Here is an 18,511-nt window from a genome sequence, read left to right as displayed (position 1 = left end):
ACTTCTAGCGCGGCCGTTTGCCGCACCCTTGCCTCCCTGCCTGCCAGATACCAATGCCCTTCGAACTCACCGTAGAACCCCTCACACTGCTGATCCTGGCCCTGGTCGCCTTCGTCGCCGGTTTCATCGACGCCATCGCCGGCGGTGGTGGCCTGCTCACCACCCCGGCATTGCTGACGGCCGGCATGCCACCGCACCTGGTGCTGGGCACCAACAAGCTCAGCTCCACGTTTGGCTCGGCCACCGCCGGTTTCACCTACTACAAGCGCAAACTGTTCCACCCTGCGCAGTGGCGCCCGGCACTGTTCGCCACCTTGGTCGGCGCCTCGCTGGGCGCAGTGATCGCCCACTACCTGCCCGCCGAATGGCTGAACAAGATGCTGCCGGTGGTGGTCTTCGCCTGCGGGGTCTACCTGCTGTTCGGCGGCACGCCAAAGGCACCGCTGGATGCCAATGCGCCGATCAAGAAGAAATGGCAAGTGCCGCAAGGCTTCACCCTGGGCTTCTACGATGGCGTGGCCGGCCCCGGCACCGGCGCGTTCTGGACCGTGAGCACCCTGCTGCTGTACCCCATCGACCTGGTGCGCGCCAGCGGCGTGGCACGCAGCATGAACTTCGTCAGCAACATCGCGGCGCTGACGGTGTTCATCATTTCCGGGCAGGTGGACTACATCGTCGGCCTGGCCATGGGCCTGTCGGTGATGGTCGGCGCCTTCTTCGGCGCACGCACGGCGATCAGCGGCGGCAGCAAGTTCATCCGCCCGGTGTTCATCACCGTGGTGCTGGCCTTGACCGTGCGCCTAGCGTGGCAGCACTGGTTCGGGCAGGCCTAGACGCCGAGCCACATACAGGTCGATCAGGTAGCGGGCGATGGAACGCCCGGCCGGCAGCGGCGGCAGGTCGTGCACGCTGAACCACTGGGCGTCCTCGATCTCGTCCGGTTGCATCACAATCTCCCCGCCCGCGTACTCGGCATGGAAGCCCAGCATCATCGAATGGGGGAACGGCCAGCACTGGCTGCCAACGTACTGGATGTTCTGCACCTCGACCGCCACCTCTTCACGCACCTCGCGTACCAGGCAGTCCTCGGCCGACTCGCCTGGCTCGGCAAAGCCCGCCAGGGTGCTGTAGACACCGGTGACAAAACGCGGCGAGCGCGCCAGCAGAATCTCGTCACCGCGGGTGACCAGCACGATCATGCTCGGCGAAATGCGTGGGTAGCTGCGCAGGTCGCACGGCTGGCAATACATTGCCCGCTCCCAACGGATTTGCGTCATCGCCTGGCCGCAACTGCCGCAGAACCGGTGTTCGCGGGCCCAGGTGCCGATCTGCGCGGCGTAGCCCAGCACCTTGTACAGGGCGAAGTCGCCTTCGAGCATGAACGCACGCAACCCACGCCAGGCACACCCCGGCACGTCGGTGGCGGTGCGCAGTTCGAGCAGGAACACCGGCTGGCCATCGAAGTGACCGATACCATGCTCGCACAGTACGTCCAGGTCCTGGCGCTTGAGCCACTCGCGGGGGAACAGCGCGCCGTTGTCGTCCACCAGGAACCCTTCCGGGCTGCGGGCGACGGCCCAGCCCCCGGTGATCTGCGGGTCGAGTACTGCGGTAGTCCAGCGTGCTGACATGTTGGGGGTTCCTTGCTGAGCGCCCCCCGAGCTGTCAGTCGGCGAACGTCGGTTTCTGTTTGCTCATGTGCGCCGCCACTGCCACGCGCAGGTCTTCGGACTGCAGCATCGCGGCGTTCCAGGTGGCGATGTACTCCAGGCCATCGTCAATGCGATGGTCACGCATGTAGCTGAGCATTTCCTTGGTGCCGGCCACGGCGATCGGCGATTTTGCGGCAATCTCGCGGGCAATGGCAAAGACCCCGTCGAGCAGCGCGGCCTGATCATCATAGACGCGGTTGACCAGGCCGATGCGCAGCGCCTCATCGGCCTCGACGTTGCGCCCGGTGAATGCCAGCTCACGCATCATGCCGTCGCCGATGATACGTGGCAAACGTTGCAGCGTGCCGACATCGGCGGCCATGCCCATGTCGATTTCCTTGATCGAGAACTGCGCATCCTGGCTGCAGTAGCGCATGTCGCACGCCGAGATGAGGTCGATGGCGCCCCCAATGCAGTAGCCCTGCACCGCCGCCAGCACCGGCTTGCGGCATTTGTCCACGGCGTTGAACGAGCCCTGCAGGCGCAGGATGGTACTGCGCAGGAAGCGCGCATTACGGCCGACGTCCTTGCCCATCTGGCCAGCGAGCGAGGCCAGCATCATCAAGTCGATGCCGGCGGAAAAATGCTTGCCCGCACCGCTGATGACCACGGCACGCACGGCATAGGTGTCGTCGACCCACTGGAAGATGTCGATGATCTCTTCCCAGAAGGCCGCGTTCATGGCGTTGACCTTTTCCGGGCGGTTGATCTGAACGTGGGCAATGTTGTCGGTCAGTTCGACCTTGAACGCGCTGTACTCGGTCACGTGCGGCACTCCTGCGGTTGAAGGGTTCATAGCGCAGGATGGTAACCCAGCCGCGAGGCCGCACTTGTGCCAAAAACGGGACTGCACACCTTGCCTAAGGCGGCCCGATCCGGCACCGTGCGGCATTGCCGAATTATAAGGATACATATTCATGTCACGCTCCGTGGCCGGCGCGCTCGCGCACAATTTCCTGGGCCAGTCACCGCTCTGGTACAAGGCCGTCATCGGCCTGTTCCTGGTGCTCAACCCATTGCTGTTGCTGACTGCAGGCCCGGTCACGGCGGGCTGGGTGCTGGTGATCGAATTCATCTTCACCCTGGGCATGGCGCTCAAGTGCTACCCGCTGATGCCTGGCGGATTGTTGCTGGTTGAAGCACTGCTGCTGGAGATGACCACGCCTCAGGCGCTGTACGAAGAACTGCAGCACAACTTTCCGGTGATCCTGCTGCTGATGTTCATGGTTGCCGGTATTCACTTCATGAAGGAACTGCTGCTGTTCCTGTTCTCGCGGATCCTGCTTGGCGTGCGCTCGAAAGCGCTGCTGTCGGTCCTGTTCTGCGTGCTGTCGGCGTTTCTCTCGGCCTTTCTCGATGCCCTGACGGTTACGGCGGTGATCATCAGCGCTGCGGTAGGCTTCTACGCGGTCTTTCACCGTGTCGCCTCCGGCGCCAACCCGCGCGAAGACAGCGCGCTCGACAGCGACCAGCAGATCCCCCAACTGCACCGTGAAGACCTCGACCAGTTCCGCGCCTTCCTGCGCAGCCTGCTGATGCACGGTGCGGTCGGTACCGCGTTGGGCGGCGTGTGCACGCTGGTGGGCGAACCGCAGAACCTGTTGATCGGCCATGAGATGGGTTGGCACTTCGCCGACTTCTTTTTCAAGGTCGCGCCCGTGTCGTTGCCGGTGCTCGGCGCCGGGCTGCTGACCTGTGTGCTGCTGGAAAAACTGCGCCTGTTCGGCTACGGCACGCTGATGCCCGAGCGTGTGCGCCAGGTACTGGCCGCCTACGCCGCCGAAGACGATGCCGCGCGCACCGCGGCACAGCGAGCCGCGCTGTGGGTGCAAGGCAGCGCCGCGCTGATCCTGATCATCTGCCTGGGCCTGCACATTGCCGAGGTTGGCCTGGTGGGCCTGCTGGTGATCGTGCTGATCACCGCGTTTACCGGCATTACCGATGAGCACCGCCTAGGCCGTGCCTTCCAGGACGCCATGCCGTTCACCGCGCTGCTGGTGGTGTTTTTCGCCGTGGTCGCGGTGATCCATCAACAGCAGCTGTTCAGCCCGCTGATCGCCTGGGTACTGGCGCTACCCGCCGAACAACAACCCGGCATGCTGTACCTGGCCAACGGTTTGCTGTCGGCGATCAGCGACAACGTGTTTGTCGCTACCATCTACATTACCGAGGTCAAGCAGGCGTTTCTCAATGGTGGCATGAGCCGCGAGCATTTCGAGACGCTGGCGGTGGCGATCAACACCGGTACCAACCTGCCGAGCGTGGCGACCCCTAATGGGCAGGCGGCGTTCCTGTTTCTGCTGACCTCGGCGGTTGCGCCGCTGATCCGGCTGTCGTATGGCCGAATGGTGTGGATGGCCTTGCCTTATACCGTGGTCATGGGTGGGCTGGGGTGGTGGGCGGTGACCTACTGGTTGTGAGGGCCTGGCTTGGGTTTTGCTGCGTCTGTGAGATCGAGCGCTGCCCGCGCGGCGCTCGATCTCAGACGCTGCAATCCTAAAGACAAACATCCCACACCCAACCCGATACAACTTTTCCCCCTACCCAGCATCGAATCACAGTAAGTCCCCATCCGCTTCAAGGAGGTTCGCCATGGCGATGCGCTCGGCACTGTTGCTTTCCTGCATGACCCTTGCCCTGATCGGTTGCGCCGGGTCCAACGACGAACACAAGACGCCCCCCACCACGCAGCAGGTCGACCTGCAACGCTACCAAGGCACCTGGTACGAGCTGGCACGCCTGCCGATGTTCTTCCAGCGCAACTGCGTGCAATCCGAAGCGCACTACGGCCTGCGCGAGGACGGCCGCATCGACGTCAACAACCGCTGCAAGGAAAAGGACGGCCAATGGAATGAAGCCAAGGGCATCGCCGAAGCCCAGCAGCCAGGCAAGACCGACAAGCTCTGGGTGCAGTTCGACAACTGGTTCAGCCGCCTGGCACCGGGCCTGACCAAGGGTGACTACTGGGTGCTTTACCACGACAAGGACTACCGCGTAGCCCTGGTCGGGCACCCTAACCGCGAGTACCTGTGGCTGCTTTCGCGCACACCGGCGGTCACCGACCAGGAGCGCGAACAGCTGCTGTCGATAGCCCGCAAGCAAGGCTATGACACCAGCAAGCTGATCTGGCGCCAGGAGGGCTAGACCGCCGCACGGCTGCTCGTCGACGACGCGGGGCAATCAAGCTAAGGTGTGCGCCCCGCATCCCCTCGAAGGAACGAGCCGTTGATCACCTGCCACGTCAAATACACCGTCGACCCTTACCAGCTGCCAGCGTTCGAGGCCTATTCGCGCCTGTGGATGGGCCTGGTTACGCGCATGGGCGGCAAGCACCACGGCTACTTCCTGCCTGCCGAAGGCGCCAACAATGTTGCCTACTGCCTGTTCAGTTTTCCCAGCCTGGCGGCCTACGAGCAATACCGCAAACAGGCGGAGACCGACCCCGAATGCATCGCCGCGGTGGCCCTGGCCACTGAGCAACGGTTTATCCTCAGCTATGAGCGCAGCTTCCTCAAGCCACTGCTCGAGCCGCGCATTCGCTCACTTGCCCTGTGCGTGTTCCATCACCAGGGCAAGATCCTGGTCAACGTCTTCGATGACCCTGTGACGCAACGGACACTGTGCCGACCGCTCGGTGGCGGTATCGAGTTTGGTGAACGGGGCAGTGCAGCCATCGCCCGGGAAATCGAAGAAGAACTGGGGCAGTCGATCAGCGATGTACGCTTGCTTGGTACGCTGGAGAGCCTGTTCACCTATGCCGGTGCACCGGGGCATGAGATTGTGCAGGTTTTCGATGCCCGCTTCGATGACGCCAGCTTGTACCAGCAGCCGTGGCTGGAAGGCCGCGAATCCAACGGCAACCCTTTTCGCGCCAAGTGGTGCGACAGCGCCGACTTCGACAGTATCGGCCCGCTTGTCCCCGAAGGGTTGCAAGCCATGCTGCGCGACCTGTCGCTGCTCGGTTGAACTGAAGGAGGCAGATCATGGACCTGCTGTTTCTAGGCACCAGTGCCGGTGTGCCGACCAAGGCCCGCAACGTCAGTGCCACCGCCGTGATCGAAGCCAGCGGCAGCCAGTGGTACCTGGTCGATTGCGGCGAAGGCACGCAACACCGGCTACTGCACACGCCGTTATCGATACGCGACCTACGCGGCATTTTCATCACCCACGTTCATGGCGACCATTGCTTCGGCCTGCCGGGCTTGCTGGCCAGTGCCGGAATGAGCGGGCGTACCCAGCCGCTGGACCTGATCCTGCCCGCTGCGCTGCATGATTGGGTGAGGCTGAGCCTGGCTGCCAGCGACAGCTACCTGCCTTTCGAAGTGCGCCTGCTGGCAGTAGAGAGCCTGGCTGACTGGCGTAGCGAGACGCTGCAGGTCAGTACCGTGCAGTTGTCGCATCGGGTGCCGAGCGTTGGCTTCGTGTTTACCGAGCTCAACCCTGGGCCGCGCCTGGACGTGCAACGCCTGGATGCCGAGGGCATCCCTCGCGGGCCGTTGTGGGGTGACCTGGCCAAGGGGCTGCTGGTGGAACATGAGGGGCGAACCCTGCACGGGCATGATTACCTGCGCGCGTCGCGAGCGGCACGGCGAGTGATTGTGTGCGGTGACAACGACAGGCCCGAACTGCTGGCGGAGGTCGCCAAGGGCGTGGATGTCCTGGTGCATGAGGCGACCTTCACCCAGGCGATCGTCGAACGCACGGGGGCTACATTCGGCCATAGCACGGCGGCGCAAGTGGCACGGTTTGCCGAGGCCGCGGGTGTACGTAACCTGGTGCTGACGCATTTCAGTGCGCGGTATCAGAGTGATTCGCGGCGTAGTCCATCCATTGATGATGTTCGGGTCGAGGCGCTGGCCCATTACCACGGGCATTTGACCTTGGCGCGGGACCTGCAGCGGTATCACATTGGGCGCGATGGGTGTCTGGTGGCGGTTGGGTAGATTTGGGGTTGGGCTGACAGGTGCATGCCGTTGGGGGTGTGGCGCCCATGAGATCGGGCGCCGCCCGCGCGGCGCTCGATCTCATGGGCGCTGAAACCTCAAACCAAGGGCCTAGCGGCTTTAAGCCGCCAACCGCCCACTGGCAATCGCCTCCGAAGCCGCCAGCATCGCCCGCAACAACACCGCACACCCCGCCGCCAGATCCTCCGGCGTGGCATTCTCGATTTCGTTATGGCTGATGCCATTCTCGCACGGTACAAAAATCATCCCCGCCGGCCCCAGCTCAGCCAAAAAGATCGCGTCATGCCCGGCGCCGCTGACAATATCCATGTGCGCCAGCCCCAGTGTATCTGCCGAATCCCGCACCGCATCGACACACGCCTTGTCGAAGTACAACGCCGGGAAATCCGCCGTGGGGGTCAGCTCATGCGCCAGGCCATGCTTGGCGCAAGTGCTTTCGATCACCCCACGCACCTCGGCGATCATCGCATCCAGCTGCTCACCTTCAAGGTGGCGAAAATCCAGGGTCATGCGCACCTCACCCGGAATCACGTTGCGCGATCCAGGGTAGGCCTGCAAGCAACCCACCGTGCCACAGGCATGCGGCTGATGGCCAAGGGCGGTGCGGTTGACCGCCTCGACCACCGCCGCCGCCCCCACCAGGGCATCCTTGCGCAGGTGCATGGGCGTCGGGCCTGCGTGGGCCTCTACACCGCGCAAGGTCAGGTCGAACCACTTCTGGCCCAAGGCCCCAAGCACGACGCCGATGGTCTTGGCCTGGTCTTCAAGAATCGGCCCCTGCTCGATATGCGCTTCGAAATAAGCCCCCACCGGGTGGCCTAGCACGGCGCGCTGGCCCGCGTAGCCGATGGCGTTGAGCGCCTCGCCAACACTGACGCCCTGGGCATCGCGCTTGGCCAAGGTGTCTTCCAGGGTGAACTTCCCGGCAAACACCCCCGAGCCCATCATGCAAGGCGCAAAGCGCGAACCTTCCTCGTTGGTCCACACCACCACTTCCAGCGGTGCTTCGGTTTCCACGCCCAGGTCGTTGAGGGTACGGATCACCTCCAACCCAGCCATCACCCCGAAGCAGCCATCGAACTTGCCGCCGGTGGGCTGGGTATCGATGTGGCTGCCCGTCATCACCGGGGGCAGCTTGGGGTTGCGCCCCGGGCGGCGGGCAAAGATGTTGCCGACCGCGTCCACACTGACGCTGCAACCGGCCGCCTCGCACCACTGGACGAACAGGTCACGGGCCTGGCGGTCGAGGTCGGTCAGCGCCAGGCGGCAGACGCCGCCCTTGGCCGTGGCGCCGAGGCGGGCCAGGTCCATCAACGATTGCCACAGGCGCGCGCTGTCGACGTGGCGTTGGGTGGAATGCAGCACTTGCTTGGCTGGGGTCATGATCGTTCTCCTCAGGCATTTCTAGTTGTCGGTACTGGCAAGCGGTCACGGCAAAGGCTTGGCCAGCCGCGTTGGGCTGCGCGCCGCCACGCCGCCGAGGACGTAGTAAAGCGCCCCACCCAGCAGCGAACCGGTGAACCAGCCGTAGTCGTAGAACCAGCTGAAACTGCTGTTGCCGATGGCCATGACAGTCAGCGCCACCGGCAGTGCGAAGGCCGCAAACCCCGCCCAGTTCCAGGCCGGATACACGTCGTCACGGTACAGCCCGGCCAGGTCCAGACGCTGGCGACGGATCAGGAAGTAGTCCACCACCATGATCCCGGCAATGGGCCCAAGCAGGCTCGAATAGCCCAGCAACCAGTTGGAATAGACGCTCTCAAGGCTCAGGTCAGAAACGATCAAGCCCAGTTTCTTGAGCAGTTCGTGACTCATCAGCGCCAAGCCGATAAGGCCGGTCAGCCACACCGCACGGCTACGCCCGATCAGGCGTGGGGCGATGTTCTGGAAGTCATTGGTTGGCGACACAATGTTCGCCGCAGTATTGGTCGACAGTGTGGCGATCACGATCAGCGCCATGGCCAGGGCCACCCAGCCTGGGCTCTGGATCTTGCCGATCAGGCTCACCGGGTCCGACACCGTTTCGCCCACCAGCGACGCCGAAGCGGCGGTCAGCACCACACCCAGGGCGGCGAACAGAAACATGGTCAGCGGCAGGCCGAAGATCTGCCCCAGAATCTGGTCCTTCTGGCTTTTCGCGTAGCGGCTGAAGTCGGGAATGTTCAGCGACAACGTGGCCCAGAAACCGACCATGGCGGTGAGCCCGGCACAGAAGTAACTGACCACGCTGGCGCCCTCGGGCCGCTTGGGCGGTTGCGCCAGCAACTCGGTCATCGACATGTGCGGCAGCGCCCACACCAGCAGGCCGATGCCGACCGCCACCAGCAATGGCGCTGAAAGGGTTTCAAGCCATTTGATCGACTCCGCCCCGCGCAGCACCACCCACAGGTTGAGGGCCCAGAAGATCATGAAGCCAATGACCTCACCGGTGCCCTCCAGGGCCTTCCAGCCATCGAACATCGAACCGAGGAACAGGTGAATGGCCAGACCGCCAAACATCGTCTGGATGCCGAACCAGCCACAGGCGACGACGGCGCGGATCAAGCACGGCACGTTAGAGCCAAGGATGCCGAACGAGGAACGCAGCAGCACCGGAAAGGGGATGCCGTACTTGGTGCCGGGGAACGCGTTGAGGGTCAGCGGGATCAGCACAATCAGGTTGGCCAGCAGGATCGCCAGCAACGCTTCACCCACACTCAGGCCAAAGTAGGCCGTGAGCACACCGCCCAGGGTGTAGGTGGGTACGCAGATGGACATGCCCACCCACAAGGCGGTGATGTGCCACTTGTTCCAGGTGCGCTGGTGCACCTTGGTAGGCGCGATGTCGTGGTTGTAGCGCGGGCTGTCGAGCACGTCACTGCCCGCCTCCAGCTCGAACAGGCCTTCCTGCTCGATCACTTGCGATCTGCTCTGTTGCATGGGGCCTTCTCCAGGTTTTTCTAATTGTTTGCTCATCGGGCTAACGCGATGGCCGGAGTACACACACCACCAGTACTGCTCCTCCGGTCCGGCCTGGCGGTTGTGGCCGTACTCAAATTGCGTGCCGGGTTGGCCTGCGCCGTCCCGGGTGGCCGCCGCCTACCGGAGGTAATCAACTGAACTGCAAAGCATTTATCTGCGCCTGGCGAAAGTACGGTGTTCCCCTCGCCTGCTGCGCATACCACCTTCGGCCGCCCCTGCACCCTGCCTTTGGTTTCAATCTGGTGCAGCCTGGTTTTTTGAGCAGGATAGCCGGCCCTTCGAACCGGTTATCAAGCAGCTGATTTTGCATGGAAAATCTTGACCAATTTGGCTTCTTGTCAAGTGCGTCAAAATGGTGAAGGGCCTCACCATTTTGGTGATTTGTATATTTTTCCCTTTAATATCAATAATTTATGAATGTTATAAGCTAATAAATTATTTTCTTGAACAATCTTAAATCACCATCTAAATTTCATTCTTGTCAGGTCTGACAGGATTGCAAGTTACCCTTCAGCCACTGGCCGATAACAATTCAAGAACCGGCCCAGACCGGTCAGCCTGCGAGGAAGACGGCATGTCCCTGTTGATCCGTGGTGCCACCGTGATAACCCACGAAGAGCGTTACCCCGCCGATGTTTTGTGTGTCGAGGGTGTGATCCGCGCCATTGGCGAAAACCTCGACCCCCCCACCGACTGCGAAATCCTCGACGGCACTGGCCAATACCTGATGCCCGGCGGCATCGACCCGCACACCCACATGCAACTGCCCTTCATGGGCACCGTGGCCAGCGAGGACTTCTTCAGCGGCACTGCTGCAGGCCTGGCCGGCGGTACCACCTCGATCATCGACTTCGTCATCCCCAACCCGCAGCAGTCGTTGCTGGAGGCCTTTCACACCTGGCGTGGCTGGGCACAGAAGAGCGCCAGCGACTACGGCTTCCACGTCGCCATCACCTGGTGGAGCGAGCAGGTCGCCGAAGAAATGGGCGAGTTGGTGGCCAAGCACGGGGTTAACAGCTTCAAGCACTTCATGGCCTACAAGAACGCCATCATGGCCGCCGACGACACGCTGGTGGCCAGCTTCGAGCGCTGCCTGCAACTGGGCGCGGTGCCCACCGTGCATGCCGAGAACGGCGAACTGGTCTACCACCTGCAGAAAAAACTGCTGGCCCAGGGCATGACGGGCCCCGAGGCACACCCCCTGTCGCGCCCTTCGCAGGTCGAAGGCGAAGCCGCCAGCCGCGCCATCCGCATTGCCGAAACCATCGGTACACCGCTGTATGTGGTGCACATCTCAAGCCGCGAAGCGCTGGACGAGATCACCTATGCCCGGGCCAAAGGCCAGCCGGTGTACGGTGAAGTACTGCCCGGCCACCTGCTGCTCGATGACAGCGTCTACCGCAGCCCGGACTGGGCCACCGCCGCCGGCTACGTGATGAGCCCGCCCTTCCGCCCACGGGAACACCAGGAAGCCCTGTGGCGCGGCCTGCAATCGGGCAACCTGCACACCACCGCCACCGACCACTGCTGTTTCTGCGCCGAGCAGAAGGCTATGGGCCGCGACGACTTCAGCCGCATCCCCAATGGCACCGCCGGTATCGAGGACCGCATGGCCGTGCTGTGGGATGCCGGGGTCAACAGTGGGCGCCTGTCGATGCAGGAGTTCGTCGCACTGACTTCCACCAACACCGCGAAGATCTTCAACCTGTTCCCGCGCAAGGGCGCCATCCGCGTCGGTGCCGATGCCGACCTGGTGCTGTGGGACCCAGAGGGCACGCGATTGATCTCGGCGCAGACCCACCACCAGCGCGTGGACTTCAACATTTTCGAAGGCCGCACCGTGCGCGGCATCCCCAGCCACACCATCAGCCAGGGCCGTGTGGTCTGGGCCGATGGCGACCTGCGCGCCGAACCTGGCGCCGGCCGTTACGTGGAGCGCCCGGCCTACCCCTCGGTGTACGAGGTGTTGGGCCGACGCGCCGAGCAGCAGCGCCCGACACCCGTCCAGCGCTGAGCCTTACCCACAGCACCCGCACTGCCGTACCGGCCCTGAAGAGGCCGGGCGGCGCCGTATTGCCGTTGACTGCCACATCCAAAAAAGAAAAGAGAGGCTAACAACCGTGATCGATGCCCTGAACCACTTGCCGCGCCCCCGGGCCGGCGCCGACCAGTTGGCCGAGCGCTTCGGCGACCTCGCCCCGCCCCTCACCGCCCGCCAGGCCGCCGTGGAAAGCGCCCGCTGCCTGTATTGCTACGACGCCCCCTGCGTCAATGCCTGCCCAAGCGAAATCGACATCCCCTCGTTCATCCACCGCATCAGTGACGAGAACCTGCAAGGCGCTGCCGAACGCATTCTGTCGGCGAATATCCTCGGCGGCAGCTGTGCCCGTGTGTGCCCGACCGAAATCCTCTGCCAGCAAGCCTGCGTGCGCAACAACGCCCAGGAATGCGCACCGGTGCTGATCGGCCAACTGCAGCGCTATGCCTTGGACAACGCCCACTTCACCGAGCACCCCTTCACCCGCTCGCCGGCCACCGGCAAGCGCATCGCCGTGGTCGGCGCAGGCCCGGCCGGGTTGTCCTGCGCGCACCGCCTGGCCATGCATGGGCACGACGTAGTGGTCTTCGAAGCCTGCGACAAGGCCGGTGGCCTCAACGAGTACGGCATCGCCCGCTACAAGCTGGTGGACGACTACGCCCAGCGCGAGGTGGAATTCCTGTTGGGTATTGGCGGCATCGAAATCCGCCACGGTCAACGCCTGGGTAGCAACCTCAGCCTGGGCGAGCTGCGCGATCAGTACGATGCAGTATTCCTGGGCCTTGGCCTGAATGCGGTGCGTCAGCTCGGCCTGGCCGATGAAGAGGCGCCCGGCGTGCTCGCCGCCACTGCATACATCCGCGAACTGCGCCAGGCCGACGACCTGAGCCAACTGCCGCTGGCCGACCGCTGCCTGGTGATCGGCGCCGGTAACACCGCCATCGACATGGCCGTGCAGATGAGCCGCCTGGGCGCCCGTGACGTCAACCTGGTGTACCGCCGCGGCCACGCCGACATGGGCGCCACCGACCACGAGCAGGACATCGCCAAGGCCAACCAGGTGCGCCTGCACACCTGGGCGCGCCCCGATGCCGTGTTGCTGGATGACGCCGGCAAGGTGCGCGGCATGCGCTTCGCCCGCACGGCACTGGCGGATGGGCGCCTGCGCGACACCGGCGAAACCTTCGAACTGGCCGCCGATGCGATCTTCAAGGCCATCGGCCAGCGCTTCGACGACGCCAGCCTCATCGACCCCGTGGCCGCGCAACTGGCCCGCGACGGTGAACGCATCCACGTCGATGCGCACATGCGCACCAGCCTTGCGGGTGTCTACGCGGGGGGCGACTGCACCGCCCTGGGCCAGGACCTCACCGTCCAGGCCGTGCAACACGGCAAGCTGGCCGCTGAAGCCATCCATGCCCAACTCATGCTCAATGTGGAGGCTGCGTAAATGGCCGACTTGTCTATCGAATTCGCCGGTATCAAGGCGCCCAATCCTTTCTGGCTGGCATCGGCGCCACCCACCGACAAGGCCTACAACGTGGTCCGCGCGTTCGAGGCCGGCTGGGGCGGCGTGGTCTGGAAGACCCTGGGCGAGGACCCGGCGGCGGTCAACGTGTCGTCGCGCTACTCAGCGCACTACGGCGCCAACCGCCAGGTGCAGGGTATCAACAACATCGAGCTGATCACCGACCGCTCGCTGGAGATCAACCTGCGTGAGATCACCCAGGTGAAGAAGGACTGGCCCGACCGCGCGTTGATCGTGTCGCTGATGGTGCCGTGCGAGGAACAATCGTGGAAGTTCATCCTGCCCCTGGTGGAGGCCACGGGCGCCGATGGCATCGAACTGAACTTCGGCTGCCCCCACGGCATGCCTGAACGTGGCATGGGCGCGGCGGTCGGCCAGGTGCCGGAGTATGTGGAGATGGTCACCCGCTGGTGCAAGACTTATTGCGCCCTGCCGGTGATCGTCAAGCTCACGCCGAACATCACCGACATTCGCCAGTCGGCCCGCGCCGCGCACCGCGGCGGGGCGGATGCGGTGTCGTTGATCAACACCATCAACTCGATCACCAGCGTTGACCTGGACCGCATGGTGGCCCACCCCATCGTCGGCGACCAGAGCACCCATGGCGGTTACTGCGGTTCGGCGGTCAAACCGATCGCCCTGAACATGGTCGCGGAGATTGCCCGCGACCCCGAGACACGTGGCTTGCCGATTTGCGGCATCGGCGGTATCGGCAACTGGCGTGACGCTGCCGAGTTCATCGCCCTGGGCAGCGGCGCCGTGCAGGTGTGCACGGCCGCGATGCTGCATGGGTTCCGTATCGTCGAAGACATGAAAGACGGCCTGGCCCGCTGGATGGACCAGCATGGGCACCGCAACCTGGAGGCGTTCAGAGGCCAGGCCGTGGGGCATACCACCGACTGGAAGTACCTGGACATCAACTACAAGTCAGTGGCACACATCGACCAGGACGCCTGCATCGGTTGCGGGCGCTGCCACATCGCCTGCGAAGATACGTCGCACCAGGCCATTGCCAGCACGGCCAAGGCTGATGGCACCCACATCTACAGCGTGATCGAGGAGGAATGCGTGGGCTGTAACCTGTGCCAGATCACCTGCCCGGTGGAAAACTGCATCGACATGGTGGCGCAGGATACCGGCAAGCCTTACCTGAACTGGACACAAGACCCGCGTAACCCCTATCGCGAGGCGAGCTGAGGCTGAAGCTCCCACAGGCGTTGTGTGCTTTTTCAGGCAGGCAGAAATCCTGTGGGAGCGGGCTTGCCCCGCGAAAGGCTGTGAAGCGGCCCCATCTCTGGTCAAGCCACCGCTGTCTCATGCAGGTACACCCACACCACCCGCTGCTCGTCACACTCCACAATGGCCAACGAATACCGCGCAGTCTCCTGCCCCTGCAACCGGTGCGTCTCCTTGTAGCGCACCGCCACACTCGCCCCCGCCTGCCACACTACCTGCACGTCACTGACCTCGATTTCCAGCCCTGGCCGAGCCCCGGCCCCCCGCTCGAACAACTGCCCCACCTGCTGCCGATCAACGATCGCGCCCGCCGTGGTGACCATACTGAAGTTGTCGGCAAACACCGCCATCAACTCGCTGCGAAGCGCCTCGGTTCGCGCAGCGGGTCGGGTGAATACTGCATGGATCAGATCATGTACATCGTGGATGCTGCGTACCGCACGTTCACTCAACGTCATGTTCAAGGCTCCAGGCCAATGCCACGCAGGATGACACTGGTCACCGTCTGCACCGCGTTTTCGAATGCCATATCCGACAAGGGCTCGCCGCCATTGAGCAACGCCACTTGATAGCCAAAGTCGGCATAGTGCTGGGTCGATGCCCAGATCATGTACAACAGCGCAGACGGCTCTACCGGCAGGATGCGCCCGTCTTCCACCCAACGGCGAATCTTGGTCTCCTTCAGCTTCGCCCAGGGCACCAGGCTTTCGTCCAGGCTCACGCCCAGCACGGGCGCGCCGTGCAGCATTTCTTCAGCCCAGATTTTCGAGCCCAACGAGCGTGAACGCGAATGGCCCATCTTGGCGCGGATGTAGCTGGTGAGCACCACACGTGGGTCATCGAAGTTCTCGAAACACAGCGCATCCTGCTTCCACACATCCAGCAGGTCCTGCAGCACGGCGCGGAACAGGTCGTCCTTGGTGCTGAAGTAGTAATGAAGGTTGGAGCGCGGCAACTCGGCCTGCTCGGCGATATCGCCCATCGAGGTGGCACCATAGCCTTTCTCGGCGAACACCTTTTCTGCAGCCTGGAGAATCTTCTCGATGTTGCGCCGGCGGATCTCGATCTTGTGGTTGGCCATCAAGCTTGGGCCGTCCACACCGCCAGTTCATAGCCGTCCGGGTCGACGAAGTGGAACCTTCGCCCGCCGGGGAACGAGAACGTGGCACGGCTGATCTGCGCACCGGCGGCCTCGACCCGCTGCTGCGTGGCGTCGAGGTCGTCGGCGTACAGGATGACCAGCGGGCCACCCGGGCGTACCGGCTCGCCTGTAGTAAAGCCACCCGTCAGCCGACCATCGCTGAATTCAGTGTAGGCAGGGCCGTAATCGGTGAAGCGCCAGCCGAAGATGCTGCCATAAAAGGCCTTGCTCCGTGCGATATCGCTGACATTGAATTCGATGTTGTCGATCTGCCGATCGTGGCCACGAACGCTCATGCGTGCTCCTTGCCGAGAGGTAATTGCCCTAGTCTACTCCGGTCGTTTCGCTCAATCGAATCAGGCAGCCTGGAACAACCGCGTGATCACAGGCTGCTGGCGGTGCCGCGCCTGCCAGATGTCGTAATCGGCCTGGATGGCCAACCACAGCCTGGCCGTACTGATACCCGCCATCTCCAGGCGTAATGCCAGGTCTGGCGACATTGCCGCACGGCCATGCAACACCCGCGAAAGCGCTTCACGCGAGAACCCAAGGTGCGACGCAAAGGCTTTCACCGTCAGGCCTAGCGCCGGCAGAACATCCTCACGCAAGCTTTCGCCGGGGTGTGGCGGATTGTGCAAAGGCATGGTCAGCCCTCCTGTTCAGTGATAATCAAGGTAATCAACCAGCTCGACATCCGAACCTGTAAAACGAAAAGTCAGTCGCCAGTTACCAGAGACGCTGATTGACCAGAAGCCTGACAAGTCACCCTTGAGCGAGTGCAAGTGCCATCCTGGAAGGCTCACGTCTTGTGCCGTCATGGCGCGATCGAGAAATTGCAACTGACGCTTCAAACGCTGTATGTGAGCGGCCTGGACCCCTCGGGTATTGCCCGTTTCATGAAGGATTCGTAATCCCTTGTGCCGAAAACTGATGATCATGGGTAGCTCGCCGTGTCCATTTGGGAGACGGGCTAAGTGTGACCCCACGCTTCACACACAGCAAAGTAACATATGTGACTCGATGCGTCACACATTTATTAAGACCTGAAATCCTCCACAATGGGCACGCTAACCACAACGCGCCCGATCGCGCACCGGGCACTGCGCGCGGTGCAGGTTCAGCGCCGTGTTGATGATGCCGATATGGCTGAACGCTTGGGGGAAGTTGCCCAGCATTCGCTTGCCTGCCGGGTCGTACTGCTCCGCCAGCAACCCCAAGTCGTTGCACAGGCCGCTCAAGCGTTCGTACAGGGCCTGTGCCTGGGCTTGCCGGCCTAACAGGACATAGACATCGGCCAGCCAGAACGAACACACCAGGAAGGTGCCCTCCCCAGGGGTCAGGCCGTCGCTGCAGCTGTCGGTGTCGTAGCGCAACAACAGGCCATTTTTCAGCAGCCGCTTTTCGATTTCTGCCAGCGTACGCAAAAACCGTGGGTCTTCCGCCGGCAGAAAGCCGGTCAATGCGATCTGCAACAGGCTGGCGTCCATTTCGTTGGCGCCGTAGGCCTGGACAAAAAACGCCCCGCTCGGATCCAGCCCGCGCTCGCACACCTCACGGCGAATCTCGTCTGCCACCTGGCGGTAATGCCGCCCGCGCTCGCGATCCTCTTCGGTGGTTTCGGCCAACCCCGCCGCGCGGTCGAACGCCACCCAGGCCATGACCTTGGAATGCACGAAATGCTGCCTGCCACCGCGAACTTCCCAGATACCTTCGTCCGGGTCTCGCCAGATGCGCTCCACATACGGCAGGATCAAGCGGGCAATCGCGGCGCTGCGTGGGTGGCGGGGCAAACCGCCTTTGATCGCCTGGGTCATGGCATCGGCCAGCTCGCCGTAGATATCCAATTGCACCTGCCCGGCCGCCGCGTTGCCCACCCGCACCGGCTGCGAGTGCTCGTAACCGGCCAACCATGGCAGGGTGTACTCCTGCAGGTCACGCTCGCCAGCCAGGCCGTACATGATCTGCATCTGTTCGGGGTTGCCGGCCACCGAACGCAACAGCCATTCGCGCCAGGCCTGGGCTTCGTCGAAGTAGCCCAGGTTCATGAACGCCAGCAGGGTCATGGTGGCGTCGCGCAGCCAGCAGAAGCGGTAGTCCCAGTTGCGTTCGCCACCTATGCGCTCGGGCAGCGAGGTGGTGACAGCGGCGACGATGCCGCCGGTGGGCGCGTAGGTCATGGCCTTAAGCGTGAGCAGCGAGCGCCGCACCAGGGCGGTGTAGGGACCGACCTCCGGGCAGCGGGCGGCAAAGGCCTGCCATTGGTTGATGGTTTGCGCCAGCGCCGCCTCGACATCGCAATCGGGCTGCACAGGCAGGTGCGAGGGTTGGTGGCGCATGCTGAACACCTGACGTTGGCCGGCACCGACACGAAAGCGTGCGACAGTGTGGTGGTCACGTGCGTGCGAGGGGACCGTGCTGCACAGGATCAGGCGGTCAGGGCCGGCTACGGCGCTGAGGGTCAGGGGGTCGAGCTTTTCTACCCAAGGCACGCTGCGCCCGTAGTCGAAACGCAGCACCAGGTCCATCTCGAAGCTGGTTTCGCCGGCCAGGCCTTCGACGATGCGCACGACCGAGTTGACCTCGCCCAGGGGCATCAGGTCGAGCACGCGCGCCCGACCAGAGGCGGTGACCCAGGTGGTTTCAAGCACCAGGGTGTCCTCCAGGTATTGCCGGCTGGTGTGCTCGACCGGGTCGCAAGGGGCCAGGCGCCAGCGGCCGTTTTCTTCATTGCCCAGCAGGGCTGCAAACACGGCGGGGGCATCGAAGCCGGGCAGGCACAGCCAGTCAATGGAGCCATCGCGGCTGACCAGGGCGGCGCTGCGGCAATTGCCGAGCAAGGCGTAGTCTTCGATGTGGGCGGGCATTGAGTCTCCTTTCGGTTGAGCCGGTTGGTCGCCTGGGTCGGCCTCTTCGCGGGGCAAGCCCGCTCCC

18 protein-coding genes and 1 pseudogene are annotated in these 18,511 nt (G+C 63.4%); 9 read left to right on the top strand and 10 right to left on the bottom strand.

Annotation, left to right across the window (positions count from 1 at the left end):
• The first annotated feature begins 53 nt into the window (after nt 1-53).
• Nucleotides 54-833, top strand: a complete 780-nt coding sequence (locus tag PC358_RS00250) for a TSUP family transporter (protein ID WP_033696718.1) — start codon at nt 54-56, stop codon at nt 831-833.
• On the opposite strand, the gene nudC is transcribed toward PC358_RS00250, so the two are convergent.
• Both nudC and PC358_RS00240 read right to left on the bottom strand, forming a co-directional pair.
• Complete coding sequence (gene nudC, locus PC358_RS00245; protein WP_033696716.1) at nt 801-1,631, bottom strand: NAD(+) diphosphatase; 831 nt, start codon at nt 1,629-1,631, stop codon at nt 801-803. The genes PC358_RS00250 and nudC overlap by 33 nt on opposite strands.
• Before the next feature lie 34 nt (nt 1,632-1,665).
• Nucleotides 1,666-2,478 carry a crotonase/enoyl-CoA hydratase family protein gene (locus tag PC358_RS00240; protein ID WP_033696715.1) on the bottom strand — a complete coding sequence of 271 codons (813 nt, stop codon included), beginning with the start codon at nt 2,476-2,478 and terminating at the stop codon, nt 1,666-1,668.
• A 151-nt stretch (nt 2,479-2,629) separates the two neighbouring features.
• Between PC358_RS00240 and nhaB the strand changes: the two genes are divergently transcribed.
• From nhaB to PC358_RS00215, 5 genes and pseudogenes are all read left to right on the top strand, one after another.
• The gene (nhaB, locus tag PC358_RS00235; protein ID WP_033696714.1) at nt 2,630-4,132 is read left to right on the top strand and encodes a sodium/proton antiporter NhaB; all 1,503 of its coding nucleotides are present in this window, start codon (nt 2,630-2,632) and stop codon (nt 4,130-4,132) included.
• 172 nt (nt 4,133-4,304) lie between these two features.
• Nucleotides 4,305-4,856, top strand: a complete 552-nt coding sequence (locus PC358_RS00230; protein ID WP_077068357.1) for a lipocalin family protein — start codon at nt 4,305-4,307, stop codon at nt 4,854-4,856.
• 81 nt (nt 4,857-4,937) lie between these two features.
• Nucleotides 4,938-5,237: pseudogene (locus tag PC358_RS28340) on the top strand (NIPSNAP family protein); the annotation flags it as partial.
• Nucleotides 5,232-5,678, top strand: a complete 447-nt coding sequence (locus tag PC358_RS28335; RefSeq protein ID WP_050506093.1) for an NUDIX hydrolase — start codon at nt 5,232-5,234, stop codon at nt 5,676-5,678. The pseudogene PC358_RS28340 and the gene PC358_RS28335, both read left to right, overlap by 6 nt.
• A gap of 17 nt (nt 5,679-5,695) precedes the next feature.
• Nucleotides 5,696-6,655: a ribonuclease Z gene (locus PC358_RS00215; protein ID WP_033696712.1), complete on the top strand. Its 960-nt coding sequence runs from the start codon at nt 5,696-5,698 to the stop codon at nt 6,653-6,655.
• Between the two features lie 120 nt (nt 6,656-6,775).
• Here PC358_RS00215 and PC358_RS00210 read toward each other — a convergent pair whose 3' ends face one another.
• Together PC358_RS00210 and PC358_RS00205 are read right to left on the bottom strand one after the other, a co-directional pair.
• Nucleotides 6,776-8,059, bottom strand: coding sequence for a Zn-dependent hydrolase (locus PC358_RS00210; RefSeq protein WP_033696711.1), 1,284 nt, complete (start codon nt 8,057-8,059; stop codon nt 6,776-6,778).
• A 45-nt stretch (nt 8,060-8,104) separates the two neighbouring features.
• Complete coding sequence (locus tag PC358_RS00205) at nt 8,105-9,595, bottom strand: NCS1 family nucleobase:cation symporter-1 (protein ID WP_033696709.1); 1,491 nt, start codon at nt 9,593-9,595, stop codon at nt 8,105-8,107.
• A gap of 616 nt (nt 9,596-10,211) precedes the next feature.
• On the opposite strand from PC358_RS00205, the gene hydA reads away from it, so the two are divergent.
• The 3 genes from hydA to preA all read left to right on the top strand — a co-directional run bounded on the left by hydA (nt 10,212) and on the right by preA (nt 14,400).
• Complete coding sequence (gene hydA, locus PC358_RS00200) at nt 10,212-11,651, top strand: dihydropyrimidinase (RefSeq protein ID WP_033696708.1); 1,440 nt, start codon at nt 10,212-10,214, stop codon at nt 11,649-11,651.
• Nucleotides 11,652-11,757: 106 nt separating this feature from the next.
• Nucleotides 11,758-13,125 (top strand): NAD(P)-dependent oxidoreductase, encoded by a 1,368-nt coding sequence (locus tag PC358_RS00195; RefSeq protein ID WP_033696707.1) that lies wholly within the window; start codon nt 11,758-11,760, stop codon nt 13,123-13,125.
• Nucleotides 13,126-14,400: an NAD-dependent dihydropyrimidine dehydrogenase subunit PreA gene (gene preA, locus PC358_RS00190; protein WP_033696706.1), complete on the top strand. Its 1,275-nt coding sequence runs from the start codon at nt 13,126-13,128 to the stop codon at nt 14,398-14,400.
• Between the two features lie 101 nt (nt 14,401-14,501).
• On the opposite strand, the gene PC358_RS00185 is transcribed toward preA, so the two are convergent.
• From PC358_RS00185 to PC358_RS00165, 6 genes are all read right to left on the bottom strand, one after another.
• Nucleotides 14,502-14,897, bottom strand: a complete 396-nt coding sequence (locus PC358_RS00185; RefSeq protein WP_033696705.1) for a DUF4440 domain-containing protein — start codon at nt 14,895-14,897, stop codon at nt 14,502-14,504.
• A gap of 2 nt (nt 14,898-14,899) precedes the next feature.
• Nucleotides 14,900-15,520, bottom strand: a complete 621-nt coding sequence (locus PC358_RS00180) for a TetR/AcrR family transcriptional regulator (protein WP_033696704.1) — start codon at nt 15,518-15,520, stop codon at nt 14,900-14,902.
• Entirely contained in the window at nt 15,520-15,876 is a 357-nt protein-coding gene (locus PC358_RS00175; protein WP_033696703.1) for a VOC family protein, read from the bottom strand. Before PC358_RS00175 ends, PC358_RS00180 begins: the two co-directional genes overlap by 1 nt.
• 60 nt (nt 15,877-15,936) lie before the next feature.
• Nucleotides 15,937-16,224, bottom strand: a complete 288-nt coding sequence (locus tag PC358_RS00170) for a HigA family addiction module antitoxin (RefSeq protein ID WP_033696702.1) — start codon at nt 16,222-16,224, stop codon at nt 15,937-15,939.
• 15 nt (nt 16,225-16,239) lie between these two features.
• The gene (locus PC358_RS26715; protein ID WP_077068355.1) at nt 16,240-16,518 is read right to left on the bottom strand and encodes a type II toxin-antitoxin system RelE/ParE family toxin; all 279 of its coding nucleotides are present in this window, start codon (nt 16,516-16,518) and stop codon (nt 16,240-16,242) included.
• 129 nt (nt 16,519-16,647) lie between these two features.
• Entirely contained in the window at nt 16,648-18,444 is a 1,797-nt protein-coding gene (locus PC358_RS00165) for a glycoside hydrolase family 15 protein (RefSeq protein WP_033696700.1), read from the bottom strand.
• Between the last annotated feature and the right edge of the window lie 67 nt (nt 18,445-18,511).

Origin of the sequence: Pseudomonas capeferrum, from assembly GCF_000731675.1 — a bacterium.
GTDB lineage: Bacteria > Pseudomonadota > Gammaproteobacteria > Pseudomonadales > Pseudomonadaceae > Aquipseudomonas > Aquipseudomonas capeferrum.
The sequence above is the reverse complement of the archived record's forward strand: the minus strand, read 5'-3'. Positions and strand labels throughout refer to the sequence as shown.

What these genes read in the sequence shown, in the direction of transcription:
- PC358_RS00250 (WP_033696718.1), top strand. Translation starts at nt 54, where the DNA reads ATGCCCTTCGAACTCACCGTAGAACCCCTCACACTGCTGATCCTGGCC.
- nudC (WP_033696716.1), bottom strand. Translation starts at nt 1,631, where the DNA reads ATGTCAGCACGCTGGACTACCGCAGTACTCGACCCGCAGATCACCGGG.
- nhaB (WP_033696714.1), top strand. Translation starts at nt 2,630, where the DNA reads ATGTCACGCTCCGTGGCCGGCGCGCTCGCGCACAATTTCCTGGGCCAG.
- PC358_RS00230 (WP_077068357.1), top strand. Translation starts at nt 4,305, where the DNA reads ATGGCGATGCGCTCGGCACTGTTGCTTTCCTGCATGACCCTTGCCCTG.
- PC358_RS00215 (WP_033696712.1), top strand. Translation starts at nt 5,696, where the DNA reads ATGGACCTGCTGTTTCTAGGCACCAGTGCCGGTGTGCCGACCAAGGCC.
- PC358_RS00210 (WP_033696711.1), bottom strand. Translation starts at nt 8,059, where the DNA reads ATGACCCCAGCCAAGCAAGTGCTGCATTCCACCCAACGCCACGTCGAC.
- PC358_RS00205 (WP_033696709.1), bottom strand. Translation starts at nt 9,595, where the DNA reads ATGCAACAGAGCAGATCGCAAGTGATCGAGCAGGAAGGCCTGTTCGAG.
- hydA (WP_033696708.1), top strand. Translation starts at nt 10,212, where the DNA reads ATGTCCCTGTTGATCCGTGGTGCCACCGTGATAACCCACGAAGAGCGT.
- preA (WP_033696706.1), top strand. Translation starts at nt 13,126, where the DNA reads ATGGCCGACTTGTCTATCGAATTCGCCGGTATCAAGGCGCCCAATCCT.
- PC358_RS00185 (WP_033696705.1), bottom strand. Translation starts at nt 14,897, where the DNA reads ATGACGTTGAGTGAACGTGCGGTACGCAGCATCCACGATGTACATGAT.
- PC358_RS00180 (WP_033696704.1), bottom strand. Translation starts at nt 15,520, where the DNA reads ATGGCCAACCACAAGATCGAGATCCGCCGGCGCAACATCGAGAAGATT.
- PC358_RS00175 (WP_033696703.1), bottom strand. Translation starts at nt 15,876, where the DNA reads ATGAGCGTTCGTGGCCACGATCGGCAGATCGACAACATCGAATTCAAT.
- PC358_RS00170 (WP_033696702.1), bottom strand. Translation starts at nt 16,224, where the DNA reads ATGCCTTTGCACAATCCGCCACACCCCGGCGAAAGCTTGCGTGAGGAT.
- PC358_RS26715 (WP_077068355.1), bottom strand. Translation starts at nt 16,518, where the DNA reads ATGATCATCAGTTTTCGGCACAAGGGATTACGAATCCTTCATGAAACG.
- PC358_RS00165 (WP_033696700.1), bottom strand. Translation starts at nt 18,444, where the DNA reads ATGCCCGCCCACATCGAAGACTACGCCTTGCTCGGCAATTGCCGCAGC.